This is a genomic window from Sporosarcina ureae, assembly GCF_002109325.1.
GTDB lineage: Bacteria > Bacillota > Bacilli > Bacillales_A > Planococcaceae > Sporosarcina > Sporosarcina ureae_C.
Genome location: NZ_CP015348.1, coordinates 52,959 through 78,269 on the forward strand (window position 1 = coordinate 52,959; position 25,311 = coordinate 78,269).

A 25,311-nucleotide genomic window follows, 5' to 3' on the forward strand; every position below is an offset into this window, starting at 1 on the left:
TAGTAGACATAAGAACATGCGTGTACTATGGTGAATTGATTGTAAAGGGGAAATTCTTATGGAAGTTGTATATGTTGCAGGTGGTTGTTTATGGGGAGTGCAAGCTTTTATCAAAACCTTGCCTGGTGTTCTACTAACAGAAGCGGGTCGAGCGAATGGATCGAGTCAAACGCTTGACGGCGAGTATGATGGTTATGCTGAATGTGTGAAAGTGGAGTTTAATCCTGTAGTTTTGACGGTTGATAGATTAATGGAGTATGTATTTGAAATTATTGATCCATATAGTTTGAACAAACAAGGGCAGGATGTCGGCGAAAAGTATAGGACGGGCATTTATAGCGAACAATCCGAACATTTACGTGAAGCGAATGCATTTATTCAAGCGAGACACGATGTCGATCGTATCGTGGTGGAAGTGGAACCTTTAACAAATTATATAAAGAGTGCAGACGAACATCAAGATCGGTTGGATCATTATCCAGAAGATTATTGTCATATTCCAGAGAATGTATTAAATAGGTACAAGTAGATGGAGTTTACTACGGCATTAGCTCATGTAAATAGAATGATGTATGAACCTCTTAACTTACCCATTTATTGTGTCCAAGAAGAAATGCAAAATGTGAAGTACGGTGCCGGAACGTTTCAGTTGGCGACAAAAACTATTCGATTTAGGGTGGCGAACGTCACACCTACGAAAATTGGTCAGTTTGTGGCGTTCTGGCAAAAAGATAAACAGAATCGAAATCAGCCGTATTCATATGAAGAGACGCCAGACTTTGTGGTCATTACGACTTTTAAAGATGATCGGCAGTTCGGTCAATTTGTTTTCCCTAGAGAACTCCTTCTGGAACAGAATATTTTAGCGTCACCTTCTATAAAAGGGAAAATGGCTTTACGCGTCTATCCTGCCTGGGATCAGCCGACAAGCAAGCAAGCGTTGAACACACAGAAGTGGCAGTTGCCTTATTTTGTGGATATGAGTATTGCGGATCCTTTACAAAGTAGACAGGTGTTGGCGTTGTATGGTTTTGTGTAATCAAAATTACGCGACTTATATAAGTATTTTACTTGATTTGCAGTACAAGTAGGTTGTTCTAGTGTGTGTAAATCATCCAGTTGAGTGGCTTACAAGGTAAAATAACAATAAATTTAATACCGAATTAAAACATCAAATGGCATTGGAATTAACAATGCCATTTTGTCGTATGAACAGAATATAGGATTTATTATGCTATACTATTGGTAATTTAAGTTGAGCTTTATTTTTTAACAAATGGACTATTAGTTGCTTTGTATAGGGCTATTCAACAATCCAGGTGAAAGTTACAGCCATCCCCCCCGTATTTTCTCTCTATCGTTCTTGCTTAGCCTTCACCATTCACTTTCTATGAAAATTTATTCAAATGTAACATAATATAACTATGTTAGATTCACGAAAAGTCTCTCTTTTATTTTGAAAGGGAGACTTTTTTATCTATTGTAGGTGTCATAGCTTTTGAATTTTGGGAATGAATTTGCAATCGTTGCAGAAAAACGCATCAAAGGTTAGTAATAAAAAATAAGACTTTCTCCATTTTCACTGGAGGCAGTCTTAAATGATATAAATTATTCATCGAACTTATAGAAATTATTAGCTGTATATATTGGCCAATCCCAAAAATTAGAACCTTGTGAAATAATATATCTATCTACAAAAAGTTCCAAATTTAAATTTAGAGGTATAGATTCTAAAAAACTACAGAGGTACAAATAGTTAGGTTGATTGTTTTTAACACTCTCCATATTGATAGATAGATAATTTTCAGATAGGTATCCTATTGGTAAGTATGGATGTTGGACATTTCCTGCGTTTTCTTGAATTTCATTCAAAGAAAAAAGCTCAAGCCCACCACCGATATTTATGTTATCTATTACCATTTGGAATAATTTTATTCCATTACTATAATTTAAGAGCATTCTATAGTCTTCTGGAAATTTTACACCATTTTCTTTTTCTAAGTACAATATTTCATTATCTTCTGCAGATAAATTAAATGAGCATATTCCTTCGTAATAATTACCTTTTTCTCCGTAAATTAAGATTTCTCCATTTGTACCTAATCGGTTCTTTAGTGTATCTAAAGATTTAGTAATAAAGTGCAAATTATCACCCCCATAAATATTTAGTAAGCACTCCACCACGGATTTAAAACTTTTTGATGTACGTTTCTTATTAGTGGAAATAAATTAGAGTTTGCATTTGATCCACCATATTCTCTAGGGATGACATGATGGATATCGTAATCCACCCACTTCCATGGAGGATTCCCGTAAGTACCAATGTAATGTGCAATATATATTCCTCTCTGAACACTACTATCCCAAGGAACTCTGTTCTCTTTAGGAACGACTGGCATATTGGCTTTTGTTGGACGAGCCATAGTTTTACCGTTATGAGTATTTTTACCGATGGATATATTTTAGCTTTTTTATTTGCTAATACAGGTTTGGAGGAATCGGAAGATGTTTTTACTCCAAGTCCTGTCCAACCAGCAGTAGATGTCGCTTTAGCCATTCTAAAATTAGTAGCTAGCACTTTATAATCCTTAGAATGTGTTTTTCCAACATATATATTAGCACCAGTCCATTCAATATCGTAACCTGATCCACCAACTTTGGTATAAGTACCTTCTAAAGTTTTACTGTGATATAAGTGATATCCTGTCTTTATAATACTAGGCTTAGTACCAACAATACTTGTTATAGTGGATTTTAAATTGATAGTGCCGGTATTACTGTTATAAGTGTGTGTTGTAGTTATTCCTACGTGATTAAGGTTAGTAGCCATTGGAACAATCTCTTGTTTAGTTTCAGATTCTGGTAATGCGTCAGTTTCGAAGTAAGTTAATTCATCTTCATTGGTTGTTTCATAAGATTCTTGAACTGTTTCTTTAACATTATCAAAAGATTCTTTTGAATTATTACCGTCAATTTCCAGATAGGTTGTTTCAGTTATTGTTTCTATCTCAGGGTCATAGACTATAAATTGTTCATTTCCTGTTGCTTGAGCATTAACATTTAAAAAAGAGAATGAAAATAAAATTAAAATTGATACTAAAAATAATTAACCAATAATGTTCTATCCTCCCTTTTTTTCAATTAATCAACATATAATAATATAACATAAGTAATTCCTGATAATTAGATATTTTGGGGAATGTCTTCTTTTTATTTTTTTGCTAAACCCGAAGCCTGTTGCTTCAAACAAACTCCGTTTTTTTGCGCCTGCCGAAGGGACGTACCCCTTAAGGATTGAGGGGGTGGGGAGTTCGATTATTGGGGGTGCAGGGGAATCATTTCCCTGCTGGGTTTGGGCAAAGCCCAAGGTCTTTTCTTTTAAGTTATGATCCGAAAATTGAAACCAGCAGAATTAAAGTTATCATCGAGTCAGATATTAGGACCATATGTTTATAGATGAAATGTATATATTGGTGATATTGGATTATAGACCTTGATACACTTTCACCATCTTATAAAATGACGTTTTCTTCATATCTGCTTCCTCCATCGCTTTTACTGCTGTAATTTCCCCGTCCTGCCATTTATTATAGGATTGAATGAATTCATCTGTTATTTCAATTGATGGTCGTCCGAATTTAACTCCATTGAAAAGGGCTGAATCAATACCTTCACGTTGACGTGTTCGTATTCTATCTCGTTCGTCTTCCGCAAGCCAAGAGAGAACTTGAAGAATAAGATCCGAGATGAAGCTGCCAATACTGTCTTTATATTTTGTGGTGTCTAACAAAGGCATATCCAGTACCACTATATCAGCCCCTATTTCTTTCGTAAGTTCTTGCCACTCATTTAAAATATCATCCTTGCTACGACCAAACCGATCCAGCGAATGAATATAAAGAATATCTCCTTTTCTTATCATCCGTTTCATTAATTGATATTGTTCTCGGTGAAAGTTCTTCCCTGATTGTTTATCGAGGAAAATATCACGGTTGCTAATTCCAATCTTTTTAATTGCTTCCATTTGGCGACTCTCATTTTGATCTTTTGAGCTTACCCGAACATATCCGAATTTTCGATTCTCCAACTCGCACCTCCTAGAACGTTAGTTTCTACTATTATACCTTTATACGTTCGTAAATGTATATGCAAGAAAGAGAACGTTCACAAACTATTTTCACAGTTTTACGGACATTTATTTTTATGTTTTGCTATTCCTTTCAACGTGTTCGTAAAAGTGTGCTTTTATGAACGGTAGGATTTTGAAGTATATTTTGCGGATTTAAGAACAATGGTAAATCTGAACAGCATTGGAACTTACTATTACAAAACTTATACTTAGAAGCTGCAAAAAAACATCGGGAGGAGAGATTGTTGAATACTTGAACATCGATATAACACCGATATACTAAAGAAATGCTTAGTTTTTCTATAACTAAGCGCTTCTTTCTATATACATAACTTATCTAGGTTATTGTGTTGACGTTTTCCTAATCTGAGTGCAATTCTATATATTTTTTTCAATCATTAGTCTAAATGCAGATTATATTAAGTGAAATATATTTTTTTGAAAAAACATGTCACCATTTCGTGTGTTCAAGTGTGTTAGTAGTGAAGGGAGTTGAGGGGTGTTGCGACAAAAGTGGTCGGATGAACGAGATGCAAAGCGAATGGTTGATACATATGGCAATATGTTATTTAGTATTTGCCTGGTTATTTTATGTAATGAGAAAGATGCAGAGGATGCCGTGCAAGATACTTTTATGACGTATGTAACGAAATCTCCAACTTTTAATGATTCGGAACATGAGAAGGCTTGGTTGATAACGATTGCCACGAATCGCTGTAAGAATATGAGAAGGTACAATATTATTCGTAAGCATATAGATATCAATGATTTACAACTAAATTCCAAGAATAATCAAAACCATGATCTACTCGACCACTTAATGAGATTGCCAACTAAACATAAAGTGGTTTTATTACTTCATTATGTGGAAGGTTATAAAGTCGATGAAATAGCAAAAATCCTTACCATTACTACGTCAGCCGTGAAAAAGCGATTACAGCGGGGAAGAGTGCTTCTTCGAGAAAGATATCGAAAGGAGAATGAATATGGATTTTGAGAAGATTAAAGATGCCGTTTCTTCTATTGAAATGTCAAAAGCCATGGAAGATCGTATAAAAGAGAATATCGTAAAGAAAAAATCGAGTTCAGGGAATTATATAAGGTGGATCTCGGTAGCATGTGCATTTGGAATCCTTCTCTCTATACTAATAGGCACTTCGTTTTTTAATGAAAATGGCAATTTTACGATTATCGCTTATGCATCTAGTAATGATGGGAATCAACTTAACATAAAACTCACATCAGAAAAAGCTACATTTAAATTATCAACTGAAGATAGAACGGATGGTAGTTTAATTAGTATAAGTGGTGGTGGAGCTAATTTGATTTTTACAGACGTTAGACTAAAAATAACTGGGGAACAGATTGAATCTATCACGTATACGTTAAGCGAAGGCAAGTTTGTGGAGGATGTTACATTTACATCTAAGGAGTATGTAAATACAGAATGGTTAGAAGCGGAAAAGATAAATTTTATTACTACTGAGCCTGGTTCTGGGAAATTCCAAGGGATAAAGGAAATCGGAAATACGTATACCGTTCAGTATAATGAACAAGACAAATATGAATATACACTTGCTATTCCCCATGATGGTAATAATATACTAACTGACGACAAAATAATCGAAGTAGTTGTTAACTATACCGACGGAAACTCCGAACAACAAGATGTTATCGTAACTCAAGAATCAGATTCTATTTCATTGAAACTCCATTAAATCAATCAGATCTTTTAGGGTGTGTAGTAGCAGTGCTAAACTGGTTTTTTATGACTGTTGAATAATCTGCTGAAAAGCTCTCAAGGGATTGATGAAGGGATAAAGCAAGGACACCGAATTCATAGGCGAATTCGGTGTCTTTTTGATTTTAGTCACTAAACTGATTACTAGTAAAGGCGACATGTTTTATGTGTTTCAATACCCAATTGTCGAATCCGTTTCCCAATCATGCCGTGTAGCTTGTCTGTGCTGTTTTTGCAATTGGCGAATACGTTCTTCGTATTGAATAGTTGCTTCATAATGATAGGTAAGCGCGATTGACATATATAATTCGTTCAGCTGCGATACCGAAAGGCCTTTCGTTTGTTTTGCTATTTCCTCAACTTGGGCAATGGAGAGGATTTTTTTGCGGTCCAGCTTTTCAATGTATTGCTTGCGTACTGTTTCTGTCGGAGATTTGATTTCATACGTGCTGTCAAAGCGGCCTGCGCGATTGATGAGTGCAGGGTCGATACGTTCGGGATAATTGGTCGTGCCGATGATGAACAGGCCGTCACGGACATGTACGCCGTCGAGGATGTTCAAAAATGTGCTTCTCATATGTTCCGGCATCGAGTCGATGTCTTCAATCACGAGAATGGCAGGCGCTAAACGTTCGACGGTATTAAATACTTCCTGAACTGAATGGCTGCCGGTGTATTCTGTAATTTGCCAGTAGACGACAGGTGCGTCGGTTGTTCCCGTAATTGAGCGAACGAGCGTTGTTTTACCGTTACCAGGCGAGCCGTATAATAATATTCCGCGCTTATAAGGTAGACCGTATTCTTTAAAAAATGCGCCTCCATCTCGGAAGAATTCATCGATCGAACGGAATAGATCATTTTTTAAATCTTCATCCAGTAAGACGTCGCTACGTTCGATTTGTGTGCCTGCCGCATATGTCTTTTTCTCCATACCTTCTTCGGTGTCCACCAAATACGTAATATTCGACTTCATCGCGTTCCGCTGTAATTGATTGAGTGACTCGATGAATTCTTTTACATGAGTGGCGGATGGGGCGAATACGGTATGTTCCGACCAGGTGGAGCCAGTTGCCACGTAATAGCTGATGTTGGCGATGGCGATTTCATGTTCAGGAAAGTAGATCAACTGATTGTCGATCGTGTCAGCACTCTGTAACGAAAATGCATTGGCGTCAGGGTCTTGCTGGATTTTTTGAGTCGGAAGCGTCGGGTATATGTGACTGAGTGACTCGAATGGCAATTGCTTGCGTTGGATCAGCTCTGGCAACATCGTTTCAGTGTATGAAGCGAATTCATCGACTTGGATGATTTGCCAGTTTGCAGGTGAACGCTGTTGAAGTGTGTCGAGTATGGCTTCAATGACGACACCATAATATTGATAGTGTGTCAGTTTTTCGTATTGTGTAGGGTGAAGAGGAACTAAAAATTCTGGTTTCATTACGTAACACTCTCCTTATAAATAAGTAGATCCCCCTTAAAAAAGGAGGATCCATGATGATTATTTTGTTTTAATTTTTCCTGACCATTGCTTGAAACCACCGCGAAGTTGATAGATCTCCGTGCATCCTTTTTTCTTAAGGAACAATGCAGCACGGCCCGTACGGCTTGTGTTTTGATCGTAAAGATAAACCGGCTTATCGGGACGAATTTCTTTATAGCGCTGTGAAAACTGTGTGAATGGGATATTACGAGCGCCTAAAATATGTCCTGCGTCAAAATCTTTCGGTTCGCGCACATCGATTAATTGTGCTTTACGATATCCTTGAATAAATTCTTCTTGTGTTAAAGTAGTCAATGCTTTTCCGACCCGTATGTATGTGATGACAAAATACAAGATGACCGCGAGCACAGCTGCCCCTAAAACATAGTAATTTAAATAACTCAACAAACTTCCTCCTTCATCAATATCTCTATTATAAAGATTATCTAGCATCAGTTCAATCCTAATGATAAAATGAAAGGCGTTATTGTTTTTTTCATTGACGAATTCCTATACTATAAGTGAAGTATGAATACGAAGGAGAATGAATATGACAAAATCCATATGGCATTACGTGGACTCTGGAAAATGCAGTCCATCCTTCAATATGGCACTGGATGAAGCGCTTCTCGACTTACATAGTCGCGGAGAGATCGGTCCGGTTCTGCGGTTTTATGAATGGGAACCTGCTACATTATCGATTGGCTATTTCCAGCAGATAAAAAAAGATATCGATATGGAAAAAGTAAAAGAATTAGGACTCGGTTTCGTCCGCAGACCTACAGGGGGCCGTGGTGTCCTGCATGAACATGAACTTACATACAGTGTCATTGTCAGCGAAGAATATGAAGGTATGCCCGAAACCGTAACGGAAGCGTATCGTGTCATATCGGGCGGATTGCTCGAAGGGTTCCGTAACTTGGGACTTCAGGCAGAGTTTTCGATTCCTGACAAAGAGGTAACAGAACAGCTACGCAGTCCTAAAAGTGGTGTGTGTTTTGATGCACCAAGCTGGTATGAGTTGGTCGTCGAAGGAAAGAAAGTGGCGGGCAGCGCACAAACACGTCAAAAAGGTGTCATTTTACAACACGGGGCTATTTTGATGAGTTTAGATGTCGATAAATTGACATCGATCTTCACCTATTCATCTCCTGCACTGAAAGAACGTGTCCGCAGAACGTTACCAGATCGTGCGATTGCGATTGATCGTTTGACCGATCGTGACATTTCAGTGAATGAATGCAAAGAGGCCTTTTCAAGAGGGTTTGAAAAATCCCTTGATATTTCATTGGAACCACTGGAATTAACCGCTGAACACCTTGCATTGGTTCACAAGATTGAGAAAGAAAAGTATGCGAACGATGACTGGAATTACAAAAAATAAAATTGGTTCTTTGGTTTTATTTTTTTGGGCAAAATGGTATGACATCAACGATTTTAGAATTCTGATGAAAACTGTCGATTGATATACTATTCAATATGTAGTAGATTATTTAATAAGACAAACACTATATGTTGTGTTTGATGCTGTAGAAGGAGGATGTTATATGGTTACGATGTCGAAACAAGGCGAACCATCTTTGAACAAACAACAACTGAATGAGGACATTGCAAATTTCCCTCAAGTGCACCCGATTACAGATGATATGAAGTTGACTCACAGTGGGGTATCACGTCTGGTGATGATCGATCGATATTCATTTAAGGATATGGAAAAGAAGACATTGAAAGAAGGCGATTTCGTCGTTCTGACAGTGAGAGAAGATCCGAAGTTTCCGGCACGAGGGTTAGGCTATATTACGAAGCTCGACCTAGAGAACAACAAAGCGGATATTTGGATTGAGGAAGAGTATCGTTCATCCATCGAAGATATGGACGCTCAATCTAAAGGAATTATTACGCGTCCACTCGATGTGCTTGAAAAACCTCTTGAAGTGTTTTATGAGCAGATCGCGAAACGTAATGCGACAGGTCTTGCTTCTGTTGAGAAAACGGAAGATCGACGCACAGAGTCGTATAACATGTTTTATGATCAGTTGAGCGCAATGAACTTCATTCCGGCGGGTCGTGTGCTGTATGGTGCAGGGTCAGATACGGATGTTACGTTCTTCAACTGTTACGTTATGCCGTTTGTTCCCGATTCACGCGAAGGAATTTCCGATCACCGCAAGCAAGTGATGGAGATCATGAGTCGTGGTGGCGGTGTAGGAACGAATGGTTCGACATTGCGTCCACGCAACACATTGGCGCGCGGTGTCAACGGTAAATCATCCGGTTCGGTTTCATGGCTTGATGATATTGCGAAGCTGACTCATTTGGTTGAGCAGGGCGGATCAAGACGTGGTAAAGAGAAGTGCCTCGTCTATAAATAAACCTCGTGAATTGCTGGGATATCTTTATTGCTAAACATCCAATAATATTTATAGGGGTGTTACTAGTGAAAATATATGATGCTAAAGTTGAACAGAATTGTCGAATATGTGGACACATATTCATGCATAACAAGCAAGGAAGATTCACTTCACACCTTTTATCAAATCATAACCTAAATCTAAATGAATACTTATTAATCCACTTCTATGATGAGAATGATTTAAAATGTTCTTATGAGCTTTGCGATAAACTTGTTCAATTACGAAGGGGAACTCCTAAAAGATACTGCAGTAGGTCATGTGGTGGGAAAGGATTACCTTTAAAATGCTATATATGCTTTAAGAAATTTGAAGCATCAAATAGACAAACAAAAACATGTGGCTCGAAATGTGCAAAAACCTTAAAATCAAACAGTATAATTAATTGGCATAAATCTATGACTGCTGAAGAGAAAAGGAAGCATTTCGAAAACATAATATCCAAAACGGCAAAAACTCGTAAAAAAAATGGAACTCCATCATGGAATAGTGGAAAGATAGGCATTTATACAGAAGAGACAATTGAAAAAATCAGAGCTAGTACTTTAAAACAGTTAGCAAACCATTCATTTCAAAAAACAAAAATTGAAAAAGTGATGGAAGCTTTTCTTATATCTCTTGAAGTGAACTATGAGTATTCATTCATTCTAGATAAAAGACAATTTGATTTTTTCTTAAAGGATTATAATTTGATTATAGAATGTGATGGGGACTACTGGCATGCAAATCCCAAGTTTTATCCAAAACCGGCAAACTGGCAATTAGAAAGAATTGAAATTGATTTGCTGAAAGATGAAATTGTTAAAAGAAACGGATATCAGATAAAACGTTTTTGGGAAGATGACATTCTGAATAATTTTGAAACGGTGAAAGACATCATAAATGACTTGTTGGCTACAACGTGACTGGAAACGGTGAGCGTGAATGCTTGAAAACAACAAGTGGTTAAAGACAATCAGCAGCCAAGCCTCTAAGACGTTAGTTATGAGGAAGGTTCAACGACCATCGAAAGCATGCGAACAGCAGAAGCGAGTAGAGTAGGGTTCAAGCGAACTCCAAGTGCGAGGACATCTGTGGAAGGTGTAAGATATGGTCTGAACTCTATGGTGACATAGAGAGTTGATGTAGCGCATCAACGTAACGAAATGGCTCAAATGATAATGTTATCCAACTGGCACCCGGACATTTATGAATTCATCATTTCCAAGATGCAAAATCCGCGAATTTTGCGTTATTTGATCGAAAACACAGAAGATGAAATGATTAAGAAGCTGGCACATGAAAAATTGAATTTCAAACCATTGACAGCACAAGAAGAAGCGATGTATCAAGGTGTTGCAAATTATAAAGAAATCCCCGGTCAAGGTGGATTTAACGCGGCGATCATTCGTGACGCGGAGTTGAAACTCCAAGATGGCGGAACGTATACTGTTCATAATCCAGAATTCCTGACAGGCGCGAACATTTCCGTCACATTAACGGATGATTTCATGAAAGCGGTGGAGGAGAACGCGGAGTATGATTTGCGCTTCCCAGCAGTCGAAAATTATTCACCTGAACAAATGAAACATTATAACGAACAATGGCATGAAGTCGGCGATGTTCGTGAATGGGAACGTCAAGGACATGAAGTGCGTGTCTATCGTACGATCAAAGCCCGTGCATTATGGGATTTAATTAATATCTGTGCTACGTATTCGGCAGAACCTGGCATTTTCTTTATTGATAATGCTAATAATGAAACGAATGCGAAAGCTTACGGACAGCAAGTTGTAGCAACGAATCCGTGTGGTGGACTTCGCCTCACGTTAAAAATTGCGGGATGAAGCGGGAAAGCTGAGATGCCAATCCGAACCGAAGGCTGGAAGTAAAATTCTAGTCAGGGGCAACGCATACCTGGTGATCCTGATTGATAATAATCAGACTATAATCCAGGCACGAGACCGCAACACTGTATGAAAGAAACAGTGAAAATGTATGCTGAACTTACAGGAAGACAACTGTAAGAACTAGAGGATAAAAAGCCTTTAGGATAACAACTGGAACAACCACTTGCACCATATTCCGTCTGTAACTTAGCTGCTGTGAACCTAGCTGAAATGACAGACAAAGAAACTAAAACAGTGAACTTTACGAAATTGATTGAAACAGTTAAAACAGGTGTACGTATGCAGGATAACGTCATCGACGCGACACCGTATTTCCTTGAAGACAATAAAGTACAAGCCCTTGGTGAACGCCGTGTGGGACTTGGGGTTATGGGACTTGCCGATCTTCACATCTATTGTGAGAAAACATACGGCTCCGCTGAAGGAAATCAATTAGTGGAAGAAGTATTTGAAACTATTGCAACCACTGCTTATCGTGAATCCATCGAATTAGCGAAAGAAAAGGGAAGTTTCCCATTCTTGATCGGTAAAACAGATGAAGAAACGAAAGCATTGCGTCACGCGTTTATCAATTCGGGCTTCATGAAACGCATGCCTGAAGATATCCGTGAAGCGATTCTTGAACATGGTATTAGAAATTCCCATTTACTTACAGTTGCACCTACGGGATCTACTGGAACAATGGTAGGAGTTTCGACAGGATTAGAACCATATTTTTCATTCACATACTACCGCAGTGGCCGTCTAGGGAAGTTCATCGAAGTAAAAGCAGAAATCGTGGAAGAGTATTTGCAAGCTAATCCAGATGCAGATCCGAATAACTTACCTGATTGGTTTATTTCTTCAATGGAACTAGCACCAGAAGCGCATGCGGATGTACAATGTATCATTCAACGCTGGATTGACAGCTCTATCTCTAAAACTGTTAACGCGCCGCGCGGTTACACAGTGAAGCAGGTTGAGAGTGTCTATGAGAGATTATATAAAGGCGGAGCGAAAGGCGGTACAGTATACGTCGACGGTAGCCGTGATTCACAAGTACTCACTCTAAAAGCGGAAGATAATATCCCCGACACAGGAGAAGAAGTCGAAGTGGCGGAACAGCCAAAAGTTGTGCTCGTCAATACGATTCAGGCACTGCGTTCTACAAATGTTACGATCGGTTCAGAAGTGGGCGACACATGCCCAGTTTGCCGACAAGGCACAGTAGAAGAAATTGGTGGATGTAACACATGTACGAATTGCCAAGCGCAATTAAAGTGTGGATTATAAATATATAATAGCGACCCTCAAGTGCATGTATAGCGCTTGGGGGTTTTTTCAATATAATAATAACGATAAGTACTTTAGACTTGATATTTCTCTTTGCGTGTATAATTACTTACGCATACAACCCACAGTGCATAAGCGAATTATTGATACATATTTAACTACTTTCTAGAAAAATTAGATAAATCTATTAATTTGTATTGATAAAATATTCTCATTATTATATACTAAGATAACAAATAATCTGAGTATTCATTATAGAATCAGATCAATACATAGCAGACGAGAAAGAAGGGGTTTCATGCTGACGTTTTTATCATCCATCGTCTTGTAAATTGTAGGTTACCTGACGTATTCAAAAGTAGTAGAAAAGGCATTTGTAATTGATGATGCTAGAAAAACGCCTGCGTACTTGCAGGAAGACGGAATGGATTATGTACCGATGAGTTGGTGGAAAGGTTGGCTGATCCAGCTACTCAACATTGCAGGGCTAGGTCCTATTTTCGGAGCGATTGCAGGTGCATTATACGGTCCCGTCGCATTTATTTGGATCGTGTTCGGTAGTATTTTTGCAGGTGCTGTGCACGATTATTTCTCGGGTATGTTGTCCTTGAAGCATGGGGGCGCACAATTCCCTAGAATTGTAGGAGAGTATTTGGGAGATATCGCAAGGCGCTTCATCAATGTTATTTCCATCGTCTTAATGGTTCTTGTAGCAGCCGCTTTTACAGCAGGGCCTGCTCAACTTATTTCATCTATTACACCGCTATCATTTATCGTGTCACTTATACTAATATTTGGTTATTTTGTCTTGGCTGCTATTTTGCCTATCAATAAAATTATTGGACGTTTGTATCCGGTATTCGGCGTAGTGTTAATCGTAATGGCCGTCGGAATCGGTGGGGCGTTATTGTTCGGACCGGAGAAAATACCGAATCTGACATTACAAAACTTACATCCAGGTGAATTACCGATTTGGCCGCTACTAATGGTCACCATTTCTTGCGGGGCCATTTCTGGTTTCCACTGTACACAGAGTCCAATAGTTTCACGTACGATGAAAAAAGAATCGGAAGGGCGTAAAGTCTTTTACGGTGCGATGATTGCTGAAGGCGTTATTGCGATGGTGTGGGCTGCGGCAGGTATGACGTTCTTTGGAGGCACGTCCGGATTACAAGGCGCGTTGGCTGCAGGTGGTCCAGCAGGTGCTGTCAATGAAATCTCTAGTACTTTGCTCGGTTCATTTGGAGGGTTATTAGCTATATTAGGTGTTATCATTTTACCGATTACAACAGGCGATACAGCACTACGTTCAGCGCGTATGATCTTTACGGAAGCGACTTCCAAGTGGTTGAATCCCGATAAAAAGTGGGTCATTCTTGCATCTACGCTGTTGTTGGGTGTTCCGATGTTCTATCTTTCTACTATTGATTACTCCTTCTTATGGCGTTATGTAGGCGGAACAAACCAGTTAGTGGCAGCTGTTATGCTTTGGACCGCCACTTCCTACTTAATAAGAGAGAAACGGTCTCATTGGATTGCAGGTATTCCTGCGATGTTCATGACCGCAGTTGTCGTGACGTACTGGATGTATGCCCCTGAAGGACTGCACTTAGGTTACGGTTTATCCGTAAGTACGGGAATCATAGTATCCGTTGCGATTGGAGTGTTTTATGCACTGAAAGTAATCGAATCCAAACGACTACCAGCGTTTGTAAGTGAATAACGAAAAGGACTCTCAGCATTCGTGCTAAGAGTCCTTTTTGTGTTTTAACTAGACAAAGCCCCAAATGCATAACGCATTCGGGGCTCGTTTTCACTTATGAAAGAAGAGGTTTTGGCTCATTTGCTTCTTCTACTTCTACAGCAGCTTCAGGGTTTAGCACTCCAACTCCATGCTCTTCGACTTCAAGTAACTTTTCGAATGAAGCAATGGCAACTTCGACTTGCTTGTCATCTGGCTCTTTTGTTGTCAGTAATTGCAACCAAAGTCCGGGATAACCTAGATAACGAAGTACCGGTACGTTACGCACGGCATTCGTCAACTGCAATACTTCAAATGACACGCCAAGTACTACAGGAATCAATAAAATCCGGTTCAGAACACGTAACCAAAGCGGGTCAGTCGGAACTAGGAAGTAGATGAACATTCCGACAATCACTGTAAACAAAATGAAACTACTACCGCATCGGTAATGTAAACGAGATTGCGATTGAACGTTTTCTACTGTCATTTTCATATTACTTTCGTAGTTATTGATGACTTTGTGTTCCGCTCCGTGATATTGGAAAACACGTTTGATAAGCGGTGTCAGTGAAATCAATCCAATATAGGTCAGCAACAAGAATAGTTTGAAGAAACTTTCAATCATGATTTGCGCCGTTTTGCCAGGTGCTACAGATTGGAATAACTCTGCTAAGAAAACCGGCACGAGAGTAAAGACGAATTTACCAAATATAAATGATAAAACACCGACTGCTGCTACTCCGAGAATCATCACAAGTTTCGACGTCTCTTCTTCTTTCGCATGATCCTCTTCTTCGCCAGGCATCACGTCGTAGCGATCACTCGCGAACGTCAAATGCTTGGAACCATTTCCAGCGGATTCAATCAATGCTACAATTCCACGGATTAAAGGAATTTTCTTTAATTTAGTACGAACAGGATGTGATTCTCTCGGTACGTGGTAGTACTCGATCGTATCATCTTTACGGCGAATTGCAGTGACCGTATCCTTCTTTCCACCGAACATTACACCTTCTATAAGTGCTTGACCTCCGTATGCTGGAGGAGTTTTCTGTTGGCTCATAACATACCCACACTTTCTGTCGTAAGAAACGATATTCCTATTGTACTAAAAAAACTGAAGTTGCACCATTGAGATGTTTAAAAATATGTAAATAACCCGACACTGGAAGGGGAGGTATTGTCATGAAAATTACATCAACACATGTTTGGACAGCTGTCATGGCGGCTGTACTAGCTATCATCTCATTAAAATTTCTTAAAGTGTTTAAATTTATAAAATGGTCGCCGATCGGCTGGACTAAGAAATTTCATATGTTTGCAACCTATCCTAGTTGGCTTAAATGGATAATATTGTGGGCAATCTGCTTTTTGCTATTTTTTATTTTATACTATCTCGCACGTCTAACGTTCAAGATTCCGCCCTCGGTGTCTTCATTAATCATCACGGTCATTGCGATTATTTTTATTGAATGGATGATTCACGTAAAAGCGGATTTGACGATGACACAGTTCATTAAAAAAATATCGATTCCGTTTGCTTGTCTGTTTGCGATGATCTTCCGTTTCGTGATAGGAACGTCTGTCTACATGAAAAAAACATTTGGTTAGAACGGTATTAGTTTGTCCCGCTACCTCGTTGTGCTAAAATAGGAAAGAAAAATGAGTGGGAGGGGATTAAGTGGAGCTGTTACTCTTAAATGGTCCAAACCTGAACCGGCTGGGCAAGAGAGAACCGGATATTTACGGTGCGGAGACACTGGCGGATATAGAAAGCCGAATCGAGCGTCTAGCGAATGAGTCAGATGTTACGCTTTCGTGTTTCCAATCCAATATTGAAGGTGAGCTAATCAACCGAATTCACGATGCAGGCGATCAAGAAATTGATGGCATCATCTTTAATCCAGGCGCGTTTACACATTACAGCATTGCCCTGCGTGACGCGGTCGCATCGATTTCTGTTCCGGTAATTGAAGTCCATATCTCGAATATACATACTCGTGAAGAGTTTCGGCACACCTCTGTCATTGCGCCTGTCGCGGCAGGACAGCTTTGCGGCTTTGGAACAGCGGGCTATGATCTCGCTTTCCAAGCGTTCTTGTTACAACGAGAGGAGAGAAAATCTTGAAAATAGAGAAATTGAGAAAGTTATTGGAAGAACAGCAACTCGATGCATTATTCATCACGAACTCATACAACCTTCGTTATATGACGAACTTCACAGGCTCAGCGGGAACTGCCATCATTTCAAAAGATGACGCAGTATTCATTACAGATTTCCGTTATATGGCGCAGGCCAATGACCAACTAACGGGTTATCGTATCGTCCAACACACGGAAACGATGATTCAAGAAGTTGCGAATCAAGTGAAAGAAATGAAAATCGATACACTGGGCTTCGAGAAAGAAGATCTTAGTTATAGCCAGTTTGAGATGTATGACAAGCAAGTTGATGCAAAACTAGTGCCTGTCGCTGGTTTAGTAGAGAAGTTGCGTTTGATCAAAAACCCTGAAGAAATAGAAGTGCTTAAGCAAGCGGCAGCGATTGCGGATGCAGCATTTGTCTATATTTGTTCAGTCATCCAAGCGGGTAAAACAGAGCTTGAAATCGCCAATGAACTAGAATTCTTCATGCGCAAACAAGGCGCGACTTCTTCTTCATTTGACATAATTGTTGCTTCAGGCGAAAGAGGGGCTTTACCACATGGGGTTGCTTCTGATAAAGTGATTGAGACTGGTGATTTAGTTACAATGGATTACGGTGCCCTCTATAATGGGTATATCTCTGACATCACAAGAACAGTTGCGATCGGCGAACCTTCTGCTAAACTTCGTGAAATTTACGAGGTAACGTTACATGCTCAAGAATTGGGTGTGGAACAGATCAAACCTGGTATGACAGGTATCGAAGCGGATGCAATTACACGCGACTATATTAAGTCCAAAGGTTACGGCGAAGCATTCGGTCATTCAACTGGTCATGGTATCGGAATGGAAGTCCACGAAGCTCCATCGTTATCATTCCGTTCGAATACAGTGCTTGTGCCGAATATGGCCGTAACCGTGGAACCGGGAATTTATCTTCCTGGAATTGGCGGCGTGCGGATCGAAGATGATATACTGATCACAGAAACAGGTAACGAACGTTTGACAAAGTCTACTAAAGAACTGCTTATATTATAATCGGTTAAAAATGGAGGAATACGAATGATTTCAGTAAACGAGTTTCGTACAGGACTAACAATTGAAGTGGATGGAGACATTTGGCGTGTAATGGATTTCCAACACGTAAAACCAGGTAAAGGTGCAGCGTTCGTTCGTTCGAAGTTGCGTAATCTTCGCTCAGGTAACGTCAATGAAAAGACATTCCGTGCGGGAGAAAAAGTAGCAAAAGCACAAATTGACAACCGTCGTATGCAGTATTTGTATGCGGATGGCGAGATGCACGTATTCATGGATAATGAGTCATACGAGCAAATCGAACTTTCTGAAAAGCAGTTGGAGTATGAGCTGAAGTTCTTGAAAGAGAATATGGAAGTTCACGTAATTACGTACAAAGAAGAAGTACTTGGTGTTGAGTTGCCAGTGACAGTTACGCTTGAAGTAGCTGAAACAGAGCCTGGTATTAAAGGTGACACAGCTAGTGGTGGTTCGAAGCCAGCGAAAATGGAAACTGGCGTTGTGGTTCAAGTGCCATTCTTCGTTAACCAAGGCGATATGTTGATTATCAACACAGAAGAAGCGGAATACGTTTCCCGTGCGTAAGTAAATAGGTAAAACGAGGATGTCCCAGGAATGGGGCATCCTTTTTTGCGTGGGGATAATTCGCAAGTTAAAAGCACGTGCTTAGGAATAGTGAGTGAATTTGTGAGCGCGAGGGGATGGAAGCTCCAGCTGGCGGACGCTTTCCCATGGGCTCTCGGTGAGCCAACCAGGTCGCAAGCTCCCTTTTGGTTATCTCTCCTTTCGAGCTGATCCTGCGGGAAGAGCCGTAACGAAGGACGGCTTTTGCGAGTACAAGCGAAGCGTTAGGAGCACATCTTTGCACTTCGCCGCCAGCTTCCGCTTCCATCCTACTTTGATAGTGGTAGTACTTATATAACTCACTGTAGGCAGTATGTGAATTATTGTTTGTTTTAACTTATTTTAATTAATGTACTGAAGTTCAAAATGGATTACAACACTTACTTTAATGACTAAAAAAGTATCACCCACTCGCATTGCAAGGGATTGGCGCGAAGGAGGGGCGACTCCGGGAGGATCAGCGGGACAGGTGAAACACCTTGTGAGCGTAGCGAGCGGTGTGGTTCACCGCCCGCCCTCCGGAAAGCGTCCCCTCCGTAGCGCCAATCCCAACCCCAACACAAACTTCTCCTAATTCTTTCAATCAATAATGACACCTAAACTTTTATACTTTTGCATATCCAACAACCATGTTTCATAGAGTGGACTATGGAGGAGGCGTAGCGGGATGGAACTGAATGATTTATTGCGCATCGCCGGCGTCGGATTGGTGATTGGGGTATTGCACGTATTTTTCGAGCAAACAGGCAAGAAAGAATTCTCGTTTTTCCTGTTTTTCTTGGCCTATCTGTACATCTCGATCGAGCTATTGATGTTCCTCAGAATATTCTTCACGGAGATCACGGAATTCTTTAGCTGGCTATCCATGGCGATGTAAATGGCAGTTCTCTTTCAATTATTTGTCGTGTATCTCTTGCTGCTTCTACTTTCATTTGCTGCACCTGCCTTGCACCCCATTCTCTACACCGCGCTGTTCTTACTCGTCACGGTGTATGTGGTGTTCACGGTACTAGTGCCCTTTGGTTCGACATTGATCGAGTTAACAGAAAAAATGCCGTCGCCTTATGCCACGCTATTAGTAGTCAGTGCAGGTCTGTATTATGTGGCAGAAGTTCTGTCGCTTCAGATGAAGGATGAAGGGTACGGGGCATTTGCGCAGTTGTTTCAGACTAGCATGAAAGTAGTCATCATGACGTTGTGGCTACCGTATATCACGCAATTGATCGAGACGATTCACGCGTTCATTCCCTGGTGAACGAATCCTTACAATACTGAATGGACGAGGCATCTATGCTGAATTTTCTGCAGGAAAGTATCGCCGGTATCATCGGACCATTTTTCTTGTTGCTCATCATGTTGCTCCTAGCATCTCTCGTCGATTTCTTTCTTCCGGCGTTTCAAAAATGGACGAGGTTTCTGTTGCTGATTATGATCTTAGTCTTGCTAATTGAACCAGCGAGGGAGAGTTTTACGCAGATCCAGGTGATCACGCATACGATCGCTTCTTTATTCCTCGGGATGTATCCGTTAATTGCTGCAATGATTTTGGCATCCGGCGCGACGTTTGGCGTCTTGAATTTTCAACCGGCCTTGCTGTTGTTTGCGCAAGGAGCTGTCGTGTTTGCGGATAAGTTTCTGTTGCCAATATTGCTGACGGCGTTATTGTTCGATATCTTCACGCGATTGGTGCCGGAGATTCCGTTCACGAAAATGGCAGATCTACTGCGTACGTCATTGCTTGCAGTCGTTTCTGCGATGGTGGCAGCCTATTCCATCTTCATTACGGCAGGTGGTGCGCTTTCTTGGACGATGAATGGGGCGTTGAATGAACCGCTGAAGGAGTTGATCAAGCAGAATATTCCCGTCATCGGTTCGCTGTTGACGGATACGCTGGGATCGATCGGGCGTTATTCTTCCGGTGCGACGGCGTACATGAGTGTCTGGCTACTTGTATCGATTTGGACGATTGCGCTATTGCCGGCGGTGCGAATTCTTTGTATTGCGTTTTTATTTAGATGGACCGCAGCAATTATCGAACCGTTTTCACAAAAAGAAGTATGTGGGTTACTGGATGATATTGGTCGTACGTTGTTTGTGTTATGTGCCATTTCGTTTTTGCTGACATTCGCTTTCATCTATACGACGATTTTCATTGTGACGTTCATTAAACTCATGACGTTCGGGAAATGAGGCAAGTGTATGGAAGTATTTTTAGTGGGTCTAGCAAACTTGGTAGTGCTTGCGCTGATTATTCAGCTGCTAGCTAGCCAAGAGATGGAAAGAATGATTATTCCTTTGTGTAAGGTAGCGATCGGCATTTGGATTTTGCAATATTTTCTACAGTTCGCAAGTCATAAGTTACTGTGACGCTACATATTATGCAAATGTAGAATTCGTTTTGGTCAAGTCTAGTTGAGATGGTGATGGAACTATGGAAAAGCCCACAGGGAAACCCCGATTGATCATGATCGGTTTGATGGTTATGGTGGTTAGCGTTTTATACATCACCAGTACGGCGAATGTAGGAGGGGAGAAACAGAAAAAAGAAGAGAAACGCATGCTGTCAACACTTGAAGAAACACTTGAACAAATGGAAGGGCTAGGGAAAGTGACGGTTTATTTTCATTATGATGAAAAAGAAGAAGAGAGCCCGTTAGCTAATTACTTCTCAGTTTCATCCGCTTCGAAAAACCAATCGCCACTGCAGGGGTTGCTTGTCGTAGCGGAAGGGGCAGAAGATCCAGCTGTACGAAACGGACTTTCACAACTCTTAGCCAACGTCCTACAATTGCCTGAACATCGTATCGTCATCGTGGAAATGAAGAAAAGGGGGAATCAACATGAAAGCCAATAAACGAACAGTTTGGTTTTTAACATTACTCAGTCTAGTCGCAGTGATTTCAATCTACTACGTGAAGAATGAATCTCCAATGCCATTTGATGGAATTGCAATCTTCACGAAAGAAACAAAGGACGCAACGAAGTTACTCGAAAAGGAAGGCAAGTCGGAAGAAGTAAAGCCGGTATTTGCTGAATCGTATATTTTCCAGGATATGCGCATGGAGGTTCGCAATGAACGCAGCGAAACCGTGCAGCAGTTGACAGAAAAAATGACGTCCTCTGATTTCTCTGCTGAAGAGAAAAATGAAATTTTCAATGAAATTGCGGATTTAAGAAAAATAAGTTCGACAGAAGCACTGATGGAGATGCAAATTGCTGCGCTTGGTTACCCAGAGGTGTTTGTACGCGGAGAGGGTGATCGCGTCAACGTGACAGTGTTATCGAATGAAAGTCACTCACCGAAAATGGCCGCTGAAATCACACAGTATGTGATGTCGAGTTGGGATGGCGCACAAACTGTAAAAGTAGATTTCGCGGAAACAAAAGAATAATGATAAAAGGAAGTCCATGCGGCTTCCTTTTTTTGTATCTTAAAAAATATCGAACTCATACTATTTTCTATTTTCAGCATATGGGTAAACCGTCTATTCGACAATTGATAACGCATCGACACGATTTTAGTTTAATAGTCATAAAATTTGGAAACTAAACTGTATTTTTCAAGAATAATAGAATAATTTGTGTTTTAGCTATTCCATAATTGCGGTAAAACGTCTATCATAGTATACGATAGGTAGAAAAATTAGTTAGGAGAATCAGTTATGTTGAAAATTCAAGAAATCCGCGAAATTATTAAGTTAATTGATCAATCATCCATCCAAAAGTTCACATTTGAATCAGATGGAGGGAAAATTAAACTAGAGAAAAATGATGGACAAGCCGTAACAACGGTTACTGAAGCACCTGCAGCACCGGCTCCAGTTCAGGCTCCAGCAGCACCTGTAGCGGTAGCAGCTCCAACTCCGGCTCCAGCACCTGAAGCGCCAGCAGCTGAAGTAGCGGCAGACGAAACATTACACAAAATTACATCTCCAATGGTTGGAACATACTATCAAGCTGCATCACCTGACGCAGAAGCATACGTTAAAAAAGGTGATAAAGTTACAGCTGAATCCATCGTTTGTATCGTAGAAGCAATGAAATTATTTAACGAAATCGAATCAGAAGTATCTGGTGAAATCGTTGAAATCTTAGTGCAAGACGGTCAACTAGTGGAATACGGACAACCTTTATTCCTTGTTAGAGAAAACTAAGGAGGAGTAACTAATGAAAAAAGTTTTAATCGCAAACCGTGGAGAAATCGCAGTACGGATTATTCGTGCATGTAAAGAAATGGGTATCAAAACTGTTGCTGTCTATTCTGAAGCAGATGCAGAGGCGCTACACGTTCAACTGGCAGACGAAGCAGTTTGTATCGGGCCACGTCTATCAACAGACAGCTATTTAAACTTCTCAAACGTCATCAGTGCTGCAAAAGCAACTGACTGTGACGGAATCCATCCTGGTTATGGTTTCCTTGCAGAGAACGCAAGCTTCGCAGAACTATGTGAAGAAGTAAATATCGAATTCATCGGGCCAACAGCGGCAGCGATTTCGAAAATGGGAACAAAAGATGTAGCGCGTAATACAATGGCGTCTGCAGGTGTTCCGATTGTTCCTGGTTCTGACGGCATCGTGGACGACGCAGATCATGCACTTGAAATCGCAAGAGGTCTTGGATTCCCAGTAATCATCAAAGCAACAGCTGGTGGTGGCGGTAAAGGAATTCGTGTGGCACGTGATGAAGACGAGCTAGTCAAAGGCGTTAAAATCACACAAAAAGAAGCGGCTGCGGCTTTCGGTAACCCAGGCGTTTATATAGAGAAATATATCGAAGTATTCCGTCACGTAGAAGTACAAGTACTTGCAGACAAGTATGGCAACGCGATTCACTTAGGTGAGCGTGATTGTTCTATACAACGCCGTATGCAAAAACTTGTCGAGGAAGCTCCATCTCCTGCGTTGACTCCTGAAATGCGTGCTGAAATGGGTGAAGCGGCTGTTAAAGCAGCTAAAGCTTGTAACTATCGTGGTGCGGGTACTGTAGAGTTCATTTTTGATCATATTAATCAAAAGTTCTACTTCATGGAAATGAATACACGAATTCAAGTCGAGCATCCTGTAACAGAAATGATCACGGGAATCGATTTAATTCAACAACAGCTAAAAGTAGCTTCAGGCGAAGAATTAGCATTTAAACAAGAAGATATTAAATTCAATGGCTGGTCAATTGAATGCCGGATCAACGCAGAAAATCCTGAAAAGAATTTCATGCCATCTCCTGGTAAAGTAACGATGTACTTACCACCAGGCGGCTTTGGTGTACGTGTGGATTCAGCAGTATACCCAGGCTACACGATTCCTCCGTTTTACGACTCAATGGTCGCAAAATTGATCGTTCATGCGGATACGCGTGAGCAAGCGGTCGCTCGGATGAAACGTGCATTGGATGAATTCGTAGTAGAAGGCGTCCATACAACGATTCCTTTCCACGCGAATGTAATGGATAACGAAATCTTCCAGTCGGGTGATTTTGATACAAAGTTCTTAGAAAAGTACGACGTCATGAAATAATTGGAGGAGAAGTGTAATGGCTGATAAAACAAATGCATCGTTTGTCGGAATGACACCGTCTGGAGATGCTGCACTCGGACGAGTCCAACTCGCACCTGAAGTACTCGAAGTCATCATTGGCATCGCGACGTCAGAAGTGCGTGGCGTAATTGCCACCCAAGGAAATTTTGCGACAGGCGTTGCGGAAAAGTTGGGTAAGGTAATGTACGGTAAAGGTGTAAAGACCGAATGGGCAGACGAAGGACTAAAAATCGATGTGTATTGCATTATCGAGTATGGCCATTCCATCCCTACGATTGCTACGGAAATTCAAAGTGAAATCCGCCAAGCGATTTATCATATGACTTCGCTTCAGACACATGAGGTAAATGTCCGTATAACAGGCATTCATTTCGAAGACTGAACGGTTTTTTTGAATGAAATTATAACTGAAGACAAACCTCCTACTGATCGTGGGGGTTGTCTTCGGTTTTTTTGTGGCGGTTGTAGTTTTGTAGTTTTATCCGCAGGAGATGTGGGGGGCTATGAGCGGTTGAATGTTGTCTATGATCACTCCAGCGAATCTTATGAGCGCTTGCCGACCGTAATAGAGCACTCAGCACTTGCTATAGAGCGGTCAAGAGTGTTCTATGAGCACTTAATCGAATCTAAGAGCGAATCCGTTTATTGGTCTTCATCGCAAGCCCATGGGAAAGCGTACACCTAGAACGTCGATCCATTTTGCCTTCAACCGTAACCACTATGCTACGTCAATGAATTTATGAACAACTTGACCAAAAATGCAAACTGGTGACATAAAATCGCTTGATTCTACTAGTTCTTTTCCTGCCTTTTGTGCTATCATTAGGTTTTGAAGATGAGCGGTAGAGGAGATAACGATTATGAAACGACGAGAAGCACGTGAAAAAGCAATTCAAACGCTGTTTCAGCTAGACAATAGTGAGATGAACGTGGACGAAGCGATAGGTTATATCGTGGAAACACCACTGGATTCATTCTACGAACAACTAGTTCGAGGTACAGCGGAACATTTGACAGAAATCGACAGTGAAATCACAAATAAATTGGAAAACTGGACCATCGACAGATTGCCGAAGATCGAACGTACAGTGTTACGATTGGCTGTCTATGAACTGCTTCATAATGAAGAAGTTCCGAATCGGGTCATCATGAACGAAGCGATTGAGCTATGTAAGACGTTCGGTGACGAAAAGTCGGGCCGTTTTGTTAATGGGGTACTTTCTAAATTTAAGTAACCGAAATCGTCACTACTAGTAGCAAGCTTGAGCTCGATCAACTTTCAATACAAATAAAAAAGTTTGGTGGG

At 40.6% G+C, this 25,311-nt stretch carries 27 protein-coding genes and 3 pseudogenes; 24 read left to right on the forward strand and 6 right to left on the reverse strand.

The annotated features are described in order from the left end of the window. Positions 1 to 58 precede the first annotated feature (58 nt). Positions 59 to 529, forward strand: a complete 471-nt coding sequence (locus tag SporoP32a_RS00280; RefSeq protein WP_085426080.1) for a peptide-methionine (S)-S-oxide reductase — start codon at positions 59 to 61, stop codon at positions 527 to 529. A gap of 36 nt (positions 530 to 565) precedes the next feature. Beyond that, positions 566 to 1,039, forward strand: a complete 474-nt coding sequence (locus tag SporoP32a_RS00285) for a MepB family protein (RefSeq protein WP_420542302.1) — start codon at positions 566 to 568, stop codon at positions 1,037 to 1,039. 569 nt (positions 1,040 to 1,608) lie between these two features. On the opposite strand, the gene SporoP32a_RS00290 is transcribed toward SporoP32a_RS00285, so the two are convergent. From SporoP32a_RS00290 to SporoP32a_RS00300, 3 genes are all read right to left on the reverse strand, one after another. After that, positions 1,609 to 2,145, reverse strand: a complete 537-nt coding sequence (locus tag SporoP32a_RS00290; RefSeq protein ID WP_085426082.1) for an SMI1/KNR4 family protein — start codon at positions 2,143 to 2,145, stop codon at positions 1,609 to 1,611. A gap of 70 nt (positions 2,146 to 2,215) precedes the next feature. Continuing rightward, the gene (locus SporoP32a_RS00295; protein ID WP_085426083.1) at positions 2,216 to 2,830 is read right to left on the reverse strand and encodes a hypothetical protein; all 615 of its coding nucleotides are present in this window, start codon (positions 2,828 to 2,830) and stop codon (positions 2,216 to 2,218) included. A 654-nt stretch (positions 2,831 to 3,484) separates the two neighbouring features. Further along, the gene (locus SporoP32a_RS00300; RefSeq protein ID WP_085426084.1) at positions 3,485 to 4,087 is read right to left on the reverse strand and encodes a recombinase family protein; all 603 of its coding nucleotides are present in this window, start codon (positions 4,085 to 4,087) and stop codon (positions 3,485 to 3,487) included. Positions 4,088 to 4,628: 541 nt separating this feature from the next. Here SporoP32a_RS00300 and SporoP32a_RS00305 point away from each other — a divergent pair. Continuing rightward, positions 4,629 to 5,126, forward strand: coding sequence for an RNA polymerase sigma factor (locus tag SporoP32a_RS00305; protein WP_085426085.1), 498 nt, complete (start codon positions 4,629 to 4,631; stop codon positions 5,124 to 5,126). Further along, the gene (locus tag SporoP32a_RS00310; protein ID WP_198166193.1) at positions 5,116 to 5,847 is read left to right on the forward strand and encodes a hypothetical protein; all 732 of its coding nucleotides are present in this window, start codon (positions 5,116 to 5,118) and stop codon (positions 5,845 to 5,847) included. The genes SporoP32a_RS00305 and SporoP32a_RS00310 overlap by 11 nt, the downstream gene beginning before the upstream one ends. 195 nt (positions 5,848 to 6,042) lie before the next feature. Here SporoP32a_RS00310 and SporoP32a_RS00315 read toward each other — a convergent pair whose 3' ends face one another. Then, positions 6,043 to 7,308 carry an ATP-binding protein gene (locus SporoP32a_RS00315; protein ID WP_085426087.1) on the reverse strand — a complete coding sequence of 422 codons (1,266 nt, stop codon included), beginning with the start codon at positions 7,306 to 7,308 and terminating at the stop codon, positions 6,043 to 6,045. A gap of 60 nt (positions 7,309 to 7,368) precedes the next feature. Further along, positions 7,369 to 7,719, reverse strand: a complete 351-nt coding sequence (locus SporoP32a_RS00320; RefSeq protein WP_369823308.1) for a rhodanese-like domain-containing protein — start codon at positions 7,717 to 7,719, stop codon at positions 7,369 to 7,371. A gap of 181 nt (positions 7,720 to 7,900) precedes the next feature. Here SporoP32a_RS00320 and SporoP32a_RS00325 point away from each other — a divergent pair, with 181 nt between their 5' ends. From SporoP32a_RS00325 to SporoP32a_RS00350, 6 genes and pseudogenes are all read left to right on the forward strand, one after another. Continuing rightward, positions 7,901 to 8,734 (forward strand): lipoate--protein ligase family protein, encoded by an 834-nt coding sequence (locus SporoP32a_RS00325; RefSeq protein WP_085426089.1) that lies wholly within the window; start codon positions 7,901 to 7,903, stop codon positions 8,732 to 8,734. Positions 8,735 to 8,897: 163 nt separating this feature from the next. Further along, positions 8,898 to 9,713: pseudogene (locus SporoP32a_RS00330) on the forward strand (ribonucleotide reductase N-terminal alpha domain-containing protein); the annotation flags it as partial. A 74-nt stretch (positions 9,714 to 9,787) separates the two neighbouring features. Next, the gene (locus SporoP32a_RS00335) at positions 9,788 to 10,666 is read left to right on the forward strand and encodes an endonuclease domain-containing protein (protein WP_085426091.1); all 879 of its coding nucleotides are present in this window, start codon (positions 9,788 to 9,790) and stop codon (positions 10,664 to 10,666) included. A gap of 252 nt (positions 10,667 to 10,918) precedes the next feature. After that, positions 10,919 to 11,554 (forward strand): annotated as a pseudogene (locus SporoP32a_RS00340) (ribonucleotide-diphosphate reductase subunit alpha); the annotation flags it as partial. 249 nt (positions 11,555 to 11,803) lie between these two features. Continuing rightward, positions 11,804 to 12,922: pseudogene (locus SporoP32a_RS00345) on the forward strand (ribonucleotide-diphosphate reductase subunit alpha); the annotation flags it as partial. A 331-nt stretch (positions 12,923 to 13,253) separates the two neighbouring features. After that, positions 13,254 to 14,645, forward strand: coding sequence for a carbon starvation CstA family protein (locus tag SporoP32a_RS00350; protein ID WP_232319616.1), 1,392 nt, complete (start codon positions 13,254 to 13,256; stop codon positions 14,643 to 14,645). Positions 14,646 to 14,739: 94 nt separating this feature from the next. Here SporoP32a_RS00350 and SporoP32a_RS00355 read toward each other — a convergent pair whose 3' ends face one another. Next, on the reverse strand, positions 14,740 to 15,729 hold the full coding sequence (locus SporoP32a_RS00355) for a DUF1385 domain-containing protein (RefSeq protein ID WP_085426094.1): 990 nt from the start codon (positions 15,727 to 15,729) through the stop codon (positions 14,740 to 14,742). A gap of 122 nt (positions 15,730 to 15,851) precedes the next feature. Between SporoP32a_RS00355 and SporoP32a_RS00360 the strand changes: the two genes are divergently transcribed. From SporoP32a_RS00360 to nusB, 14 genes are all read left to right on the forward strand, one after another. Further along, on the forward strand, positions 15,852 to 16,277 hold the full coding sequence (locus SporoP32a_RS00360; RefSeq protein WP_085426095.1) for a hypothetical protein: 426 nt from the start codon (positions 15,852 to 15,854) through the stop codon (positions 16,275 to 16,277). Positions 16,278 to 16,347: 70 nt separating this feature from the next. Then, a complete protein-coding gene (aroQ, locus tag SporoP32a_RS00365; protein WP_085426096.1) occupies positions 16,348 to 16,794 on the forward strand; it encodes a type II 3-dehydroquinate dehydratase in 447 nt (148 codons plus the stop codon). Continuing rightward, complete coding sequence (locus SporoP32a_RS00370; protein ID WP_085426097.1) at positions 16,788 to 17,849, forward strand: M24 family metallopeptidase; 1,062 nt, start codon at positions 16,788 to 16,790, stop codon at positions 17,847 to 17,849. The genes aroQ and SporoP32a_RS00370 overlap by 7 nt, the downstream gene beginning before the upstream one ends. 24 nt (positions 17,850 to 17,873) lie before the next feature. Then, positions 17,874 to 18,431 (forward strand): elongation factor P, encoded by a 558-nt coding sequence (efp, locus tag SporoP32a_RS00375; RefSeq protein WP_085426098.1) that lies wholly within the window; start codon positions 17,874 to 17,876, stop codon positions 18,429 to 18,431. A 706-nt stretch (positions 18,432 to 19,137) separates the two neighbouring features. Then, a complete protein-coding gene (locus tag SporoP32a_RS00385) occupies positions 19,138 to 19,347 on the forward strand; it encodes a hypothetical protein (RefSeq protein ID WP_029054553.1) in 210 nt (69 codons plus the stop codon). After that, a complete protein-coding gene (locus tag SporoP32a_RS00390) occupies positions 19,348 to 19,725 on the forward strand; it encodes a stage III sporulation AC/AD family protein (protein ID WP_085426100.1) in 378 nt (125 codons plus the stop codon). A gap of 35 nt (positions 19,726 to 19,760) precedes the next feature. Then, entirely contained in the window at positions 19,761 to 20,660 is a 900-nt protein-coding gene (locus tag SporoP32a_RS00395) for a stage III sporulation protein AE (protein ID WP_158232677.1), read from the forward strand. A gap of 9 nt (positions 20,661 to 20,669) precedes the next feature. Continuing rightward, a complete protein-coding gene (locus SporoP32a_RS16625; protein ID WP_157129904.1) occupies positions 20,670 to 20,837 on the forward strand; it encodes a hypothetical protein in 168 nt (55 codons plus the stop codon). Positions 20,838 to 20,901: 64 nt separating this feature from the next. Then, on the forward strand, positions 20,902 to 21,324 hold the full coding sequence (locus tag SporoP32a_RS00400; protein WP_085426102.1) for a hypothetical protein: 423 nt from the start codon (positions 20,902 to 20,904) through the stop codon (positions 21,322 to 21,324). After that, positions 21,311 to 21,862: a SpoIIIAH-like family protein gene (locus SporoP32a_RS00405; RefSeq protein ID WP_085426103.1), complete on the forward strand. Its 552-nt coding sequence runs from the start codon at positions 21,311 to 21,313 to the stop codon at positions 21,860 to 21,862. The genes SporoP32a_RS00400 and SporoP32a_RS00405 overlap by 14 nt, the downstream gene beginning before the upstream one ends. Positions 21,863 to 22,132: 270 nt before the next feature. Continuing rightward, a complete protein-coding gene (gene accB / locus SporoP32a_RS00410) occupies positions 22,133 to 22,624 on the forward strand; it encodes an acetyl-CoA carboxylase biotin carboxyl carrier protein (RefSeq protein WP_085426104.1) in 492 nt (163 codons plus the stop codon). A gap of 13 nt (positions 22,625 to 22,637) precedes the next feature. Further along, positions 22,638 to 23,984 carry an acetyl-CoA carboxylase biotin carboxylase subunit gene (accC, locus tag SporoP32a_RS00415; protein WP_085426105.1) on the forward strand — a complete coding sequence of 449 codons (1,347 nt, stop codon included), beginning with the start codon at positions 22,638 to 22,640 and terminating at the stop codon, positions 23,982 to 23,984. A gap of 16 nt (positions 23,985 to 24,000) precedes the next feature. Further along, positions 24,001 to 24,387 (forward strand): Asp23/Gls24 family envelope stress response protein, encoded by a 387-nt coding sequence (locus SporoP32a_RS00420; RefSeq protein ID WP_085426106.1) that lies wholly within the window; start codon positions 24,001 to 24,003, stop codon positions 24,385 to 24,387. 478 nt (positions 24,388 to 24,865) lie between these two features. Beyond that, positions 24,866 to 25,240 carry a transcription antitermination factor NusB gene (gene nusB, locus SporoP32a_RS00425; protein ID WP_085426107.1) on the forward strand — a complete coding sequence of 125 codons (375 nt, stop codon included), beginning with the start codon at positions 24,866 to 24,868 and terminating at the stop codon, positions 25,238 to 25,240. Positions 25,241 to 25,311 lie beyond the last annotated feature (71 nt).

Excerpts from the sequence above, each read along its gene's own strand:
- nusB (WP_085426107.1), top strand. The coding sequence starts at position 24,866 with ATGAAACGACGAGAAGCACGTGAAAAAGCAATTCAAACGCTGTTTCAG.
- SporoP32a_RS00295 (WP_085426083.1), bottom strand. The coding sequence starts at position 2,830 with ATGGCTACTAACCTTAATCACGTAGGAATAACTACAACACACACTTAT.
- SporoP32a_RS00420 (WP_085426106.1), top strand. The coding sequence starts at position 24,001 with ATGGCTGATAAAACAAATGCATCGTTTGTCGGAATGACACCGTCTGGA.
- SporoP32a_RS00285 (WP_420542302.1), top strand. The coding sequence starts at position 566 with ATGATGTATGAACCTCTTAACTTACCCATTTATTGTGTCCAAGAAGAA.
- SporoP32a_RS00325 (WP_085426089.1), top strand. The coding sequence starts at position 7,901 with ATGACAAAATCCATATGGCATTACGTGGACTCTGGAAAATGCAGTCCA.
- efp (WP_085426098.1), top strand. The coding sequence starts at position 17,874 with ATGATTTCAGTAAACGAGTTTCGTACAGGACTAACAATTGAAGTGGAT.
- SporoP32a_RS00310 (WP_198166193.1), top strand. The coding sequence starts at position 5,116 with ATGGATTTTGAGAAGATTAAAGATGCCGTTTCTTCTATTGAAATGTCA.
- accB (WP_085426104.1), top strand. The coding sequence starts at position 22,133 with ATGTTGAAAATTCAAGAAATCCGCGAAATTATTAAGTTAATTGATCAA.
- SporoP32a_RS00390 (WP_085426100.1), top strand. The coding sequence starts at position 19,348 with ATGGCAGTTCTCTTTCAATTATTTGTCGTGTATCTCTTGCTGCTTCTA.
- accC (WP_085426105.1), top strand. The coding sequence starts at position 22,638 with ATGAAAAAAGTTTTAATCGCAAACCGTGGAGAAATCGCAGTACGGATT.
- SporoP32a_RS00400 (WP_085426102.1), top strand. The coding sequence starts at position 20,902 with ATGGAAAAGCCCACAGGGAAACCCCGATTGATCATGATCGGTTTGATG.
- SporoP32a_RS00405 (WP_085426103.1), top strand. The coding sequence starts at position 21,311 with ATGAAAGCCAATAAACGAACAGTTTGGTTTTTAACATTACTCAGTCTA.
- SporoP32a_RS00280 (WP_085426080.1), top strand. The coding sequence starts at position 59 with ATGGAAGTTGTATATGTTGCAGGTGGTTGTTTATGGGGAGTGCAAGCT.
- SporoP32a_RS00315 (WP_085426087.1), bottom strand. The coding sequence starts at position 7,308 with ATGAAACCAGAATTTTTAGTTCCTCTTCACCCTACACAATACGAAAAA.
- SporoP32a_RS00360 (WP_085426095.1), top strand. The coding sequence starts at position 15,852 with ATGAAAATTACATCAACACATGTTTGGACAGCTGTCATGGCGGCTGTA.
- SporoP32a_RS16625 (WP_157129904.1), top strand. The coding sequence starts at position 20,670 with ATGGAAGTATTTTTAGTGGGTCTAGCAAACTTGGTAGTGCTTGCGCTG.
- SporoP32a_RS00395 (WP_158232677.1), top strand. The coding sequence starts at position 19,761 with ATGCTGAATTTTCTGCAGGAAAGTATCGCCGGTATCATCGGACCATTT.
- SporoP32a_RS00355 (WP_085426094.1), bottom strand. The coding sequence starts at position 15,729 with ATGAGCCAACAGAAAACTCCTCCAGCATACGGAGGTCAAGCACTTATA.
- SporoP32a_RS00385 (WP_029054553.1), top strand. The coding sequence starts at position 19,138 with ATGGAACTGAATGATTTATTGCGCATCGCCGGCGTCGGATTGGTGATT.